A 5216-nucleotide genomic window follows, 5' to 3' on the forward strand; every position below is an offset into this window, starting at 1 on the left:
GCATCTCGAAGCGCAGTGGCGGCACCGCCACGCTCGTCGGCGGACATCAGCTCCGGTTCAAGTTCCAGCCTGAAGTGCGGCAGCTCGGTTCGAACGGCGCGACAAGCGCCCGCTAGATTGGCCTTCAGATCGATGACGCGGTAGGTGGCGACGGGGTAGGCGATCCCCTTGACCTGCACGTGCCCCATCTCCGCACAATCGATCGTGTCCTTCACTTGCGCAAACGTCTCGTAGGAAATGAGGATGGCCCCCGGTGCCGCCTCCTGTTCCAGACGCGAGGCGAGATTCACGGCGCCGCCGATTATCGTGTAGTCCATCCGGTCCTCGCTGCCGAAGTTACCGACGGTGCAGTAGTCGGTATGGATGCCGATGCGGCAGCGCAGCGGTGTTTCGATCCCCATGTCCCGCCAGACTTCGGTGAGCTCGCTGATCCGGTTTTGCATGGCAAGCGCCATCTGCACGCAAGCCAGCGCGTCCTCCTTGACGCCGCGCGTCTCAGGGTCGCCGAAAAACATCAGGATCGCGTCGCCGACGTACTTGTCGATCGTGGCACCATGATCCGACGCGATTTTCGACATTTCCGTCAGGTAGTGATTGAGGAGCTGGGTGAGATCCTCGGACTCCATTTTGTCGGTGGTCTCGGTAAAGCCGGCGATGTCGGAGAAGCATATAGTCAGCTTCTTGCGTTGACTGGCGATTCTAACATCTTGGCGGCCGGTGAATATCGAGCTGTACACCTGGGGCGCCAGATATTTGGCCAGCTTGTTGGAAAGCGCCTCCAGGGCAGTGGACTTCTCGGCGAGGTTCTCCTCCCTTTGCTTCAGCTCGGTGATGTCGGAATAGACGGCGACCGTGCCGCCGGCACTGATCCGCCGCTCGCTTATCATGATCCATCGCCCGTCGCCCCGCCGCTGCACCCATGGTTCGCCAGGGTTGCGGTGCCGCCACAGGCGCTCGGCAACCCACTCATCGACCCGCCCCTCGGCATCCCTGATGTAGCCGCGCTCGGCGGATCGGCGAATGATCTCCTCGAATGCCGTGCCAGGGGTTAGCTCGGCCTCCAGGCCGGCGTAGAGCAGTTCGCGGTAGCGGCTGTTGCTGAGGACAAGCCGGTCCTCTCTGTCATAGAGAGCGAAACCTTCGGAAATGCTTTCGATGGCATCGACCAGCCGCTGACGTGCTTCTGCAACGTCGCGCAGGTTCTTTTCCTCGACCTCGACGGCGGTATCCCGGAAGAGCCTCAGCGCCTCGGCCATGCGCCCGATTTCGTCGCTGCCCGCGGCCGGCAGCGGCGCACGAAGATCGCCGCCCGCGATGGCGAGCATGCCCTGGCTCACCGCGCCCAGACGGGCGAGGAGGCTGCGGTCGACATAGAGCCAGACGACCAGAACCGAGCTCAACAGGCTGAGCAAGGCGGAGCCGAGGACAACTCCGGTGCCGTAGTGCTGGACGAGCGCGGCTTCGCGACCGGAGGCAGCGATCTCGCGGTCCGCTGCTGCGACAAGACGGTCGACCGCAGCGGTGAGACTGCGCGACAGCCGATTGTTTTCGGCCAGCAGCTTTTCGCCCTGCGCGAGGACCGCAAGTTCCTCTTCCCGGGCCTTCGGGATGCTGTTCTCACCATCGGTTAGTGCCTTGAGTTCGTCCACCCGTTGCCGGAAACGGGTCCGCAGCTTTTCGTCGATCTCCGAGGAAGCCGTTTCGAGAGCGGCAAGCGAGCGGCGCAGCGGAAACAGGATCAACGCCAGGTCGCCCTGCGACGGCGCGGTCGCGGCCTTCACCAGCGCGTCGTTGACCGCCGAAATATCCAGCAGCGCCTTTTGCTGGGGGATGTAAGCCGCAATCGCCTGGACCATGTCGGCCATTGCCGCTGCGCGTCGATCGGGCGACAGTGACGTGTCGGCCGCGACCGCCCGCCATTGCGGCAGCCTGGAATCCATCACCAGGATGCCGGTGGCAAGAAGGCGGTGGCTCCCGGTCGTCGTCGCGGCGAGGCGGTTCAGGAGTTCCTCCTTGCGGGCGACCACATCGAGCCGGGCGATGACCAGGGAGTCGAGCTCCTTCAGATTGCGCCTCAGAACAACCGCGGCTTCCTCGATTTCGGCCAAAGGCACTGTGCCCAGCGTGGCGTCCCTGAGGTCGGTGCGCAGCGCCTCGAGGCGGGACATCTCGAGCGCGACGGCAGCCGAGACCTCGCTGTGCTGAGACCTGCTCGTCGCCGCCAGCACCGATGGCGCGGCAGCAGCGACCCGCTCGGCCTGGCGCGACAGTTGGAGGGAGGCTAGCGCCGACGGCACCCGATCCGTGGTGATTCGGTCGACGACGTCGCCGACTTGGAGGAAGGCATAAAGCGCCGCAGCGGTTGCCAGCACCGCAAGGGCGCTGATCCCGAAAAAGGCGAACAGCAGCCGGCCGCGTATGCCGAGGCGTTCAAGCATCGCTGTGAGTCGGTACAATCCAGCCACACTGGTCTGCATCGGACTAGACGTCTCAGGGGCACGCATTCGGCGAACCCTATTCAACCGGCACGTACTCCCCGCCGCGCCAGACGTACCAAACCCAGCTCTGCCTCGTGAGGTCACCCTTGTCGTCGAAATCGACGCGGCCAATGACGGTGTCGAACTCCTGTTCGCGCAGTGTCGCGATGACCGCCTTCGGCTCCAGCGAACCTGCCTTCGCGACCGCCTGGGCCCAGACCTGGACCGCGCAGTAGCTCAACAGCGTGTAGCCCGCCGGCTCGAAGTTCTCCGCACGGAACTGCTCCACGATCGCGGCTGCGCCGGCATTTCGCCGCGGGTCCGCCGGGAAGGTGAACAGGGTTCCCTCCGCCGCTGGGCCTGCGATCAGGGCGAATTCCTCGGTAGCCAAGGCATCTCCGGATATGAGCTGAACCGTGTAGCCGCGGTCGTGTGCGGCGCGAGCAATCAGCCCAACGTCGGCATGATAACCACCCACATACAAGGCTGAGACGCCGGCGCTCTGCAATGCAGCGACCTCGGCTGAATAGTCGTCCTTCCCGGGCGCGTATGCGTCGTAGACAGCTTCGGTCACGCCCCGTTTGTTCAGCTGCTTCCTGGTCTCGTCGGCGAGACCCTTCCCGTAGGTCGAATTGTCGTGAAGGATTGCAATCTTCTTGTCGCCCCAGCGATCGGCAAGGTAGTTGCCGGCGATGAACCCTTGCGCGTCGTCGCGGCCAATGGTGCGGAAGACATTGCGACGGCCCTGTTCGGTCAGTTGCGGATTGGTCGAGCCTGGGGATATTTCGACGATGCCCGCCTCCTCGTACACTTTTGATGCGGGGATCGAGGCCCCGGAGCAAAAATGCCCGACGACGAGCACCACCCCGTCAGCCACCAGCTTCCGGGCGGCCGCGACCGCTTGCTCGGGATCGCAGAAATCGTCGACCGAGATGAGCCTCACCTTCTGGCCAAGCACGCCGCCCGCGGCGTTGACGTCGGCCACCGCCATCTCGGCGCCGCGCTGTCCCTGCTCGCCGATCCAGGCAAGCCGTCCTGTCATCGCAGACGAGACCCCGATCAGCACCTCAGCCCTCGCGGAACCGAACACGGCCGCGAGAACCACGATCGCTATGGCGATGACACGGTGCATGTGCGCACCCCTTGTGGACATTAGCTTACGCTAATCCAGTCAGTGCCGACAGCCCCTTCGGCAAGCGCGAGTGTCTTGGATGTTGTTGCGGTGCAGTTGGCTGAGGTAATCGCACGCCAAATCCCGACATCCACTGGCCGGAGTGAACATCGTGATGGGGTCAGGTCATGACAATGCTAACGCCTAGCGTAATGTCCGCTCTTGAAGATTTGCAGCCTGAAGCTGTCAGTGCGCTGTCGGCCCCACTCCGGTCATTCGAGACCCGGTGGCAACTCGTCGCTGGCGCTTAGCGGGCACTTGGGCCGGTACGGCGGTCATTGGCCGCGATGCGAAATCTCACGCCCGCCGCGCCACTAGCCGCAGCCAGGGCGCCAGATGGAAGGCGGCCATCAAAAGATACATCGCTACCATGCCGCTCAGCATCGAGGCACCGGGGCCGGGCATGCACATCATGTCATGGCCGCCATAGGCGGCTGTCAGCAGCGCCATGATTGCGAAGGTCGGCGCCGCCGCAAGGCTGAGCCAGTCGGCGAGGCCGAAGCCGCTCGGGACGGCCGGGCCAGGGGCGGGATTGTCGATGCTCATCTTTGCCACCTTTCAAACTGGCGGGATTCCTGCGGACGCGTGGAGAGAGATCGGCTCCGGCGGTGCGGCTGGCACCGCCAGAGTCGCTTCACACTCAGGCGCTCTTGTTGCGGAACGCCGCCTCGCCGACGTCCGACACTTCGACCCATCTCTGGTCGGGGGCGGCACCCTCTTCGTAGTTGTCGTGCCAGTTCCACCATTTGTAGGTCTGGGTCTGCGGATAGCCTTCGGGCGAGTCCTCCCACACCTCCTGGCGGCCGAGCGGGGTGACGTCGAGGTAGCTCCACACGGTGCCGAAAGCCTCGTCGCCGCGGTTGTTGACGAAATAGGTGCGGAAGATGCGGTCGCCGTCGTGGATGAAGACGTTGTGGCCATGCCATTCGTCGACGCCGAAATCCTTATCCCAGCTGTCGGTGATGGTGTACCAGGGCAGCTCCCAGCCCATCCGCTGCTTCACCCGCTGAATGTCGGCCTGCGGCGCCCGCGAGGCATAGGCGAGCGTGGTGTCGCGGGCGTTGAGATGGGCGAGATTGCCGACCATGTCGGCGCCGAGCGAGCAGCCGCGGCAGGCGTGCTCCGGCCAGCCATAGACGCCCGGCTCGAAGAAGGCGCGATAGATGATCAGTTGCCGGCGGCCTTCGAACAGGTCGAGCAAGCTCGCCTTGCCGTTTGGGCCGTCGAACACATAGTCCTTCTCGACAAGCGTCCATGGCATGCGGCGACGTTCCGCGGCCAGCGCGTCGCGGGCACGGGTGAGGGCCTTTTCCTTTACGAGCATCTCTTCGTACGCGCCTTCCCAGGCGTCCTGCGAAACGATCGGCGGTGTCTTCATGTGCTGGGTCATTGCTCTTGTCCCGTTCTTTCGGTTTGGTTGGGGTGCAGGACAGACATAGGGCCGGATGGCGTGATGGTGAGAGTTACAAGTGTGGCGGGATTTCTGTCGGCGGGCTGTGAATGGACTCGCTGATCAACGCCGCCGGCCGCGCGCTGGCCGCGGGGGATCCGCTCGGCGCCCTGAAGGG

Annotated in this window: 4 protein-coding genes and 1 pseudogene; all 5 read right to left on the reverse strand. The window is 64.3% G+C overall.

Annotated features, from left to right (window positions below):
* Window positions 1-2438: adenylate/guanylate cyclase domain-containing protein (locus tag EOA33_RS23450; protein WP_127406706.1), on the reverse strand; the 2438-nt coding region annotated here is incomplete at its 3' end.
* Window positions 2439-2514: 76 nt separating this feature from the next.
* Window positions 2515-3609 carry a branched-chain amino acid ABC transporter substrate-binding protein gene (locus EOA33_RS23455; protein WP_126055091.1) on the reverse strand — a complete coding sequence of 365 codons (1095 nt, stop codon included), beginning with the start codon at window positions 3607-3609 and terminating at the stop codon, window positions 2515-2517.
* 336 nt (window positions 3610-3945) lie between these two features.
* Window positions 3946-4140: pseudogene (locus tag EOA33_RS40745) on the reverse strand (hypothetical protein); the annotation flags it as partial.
* A 148-nt stretch (window positions 4141-4288) separates the two neighbouring features.
* The gene (locus EOA33_RS23465; RefSeq protein ID WP_126055090.1) at window positions 4289-5038 is read right to left on the reverse strand and encodes a DUF899 domain-containing protein; all 750 of its coding nucleotides are present in this window, start codon (window positions 5036-5038) and stop codon (window positions 4289-4291) included.
* Window positions 5035-5216, reverse strand: a 182-nt coding sequence (locus EOA33_RS39790; protein WP_210212595.1) for a hypothetical protein, incomplete at its 5' end; no start/stop codon positions are given. The genes EOA33_RS23465 and EOA33_RS39790, both read right to left, overlap by 4 nt.

Source organism: Mesorhizobium sp. M4A.F.Ca.ET.050.02.1.1, assembly GCF_003997725.1.
Taxonomy (GTDB): domain Bacteria; phylum Pseudomonadota; class Alphaproteobacteria; order Rhizobiales; family Rhizobiaceae; genus Mesorhizobium.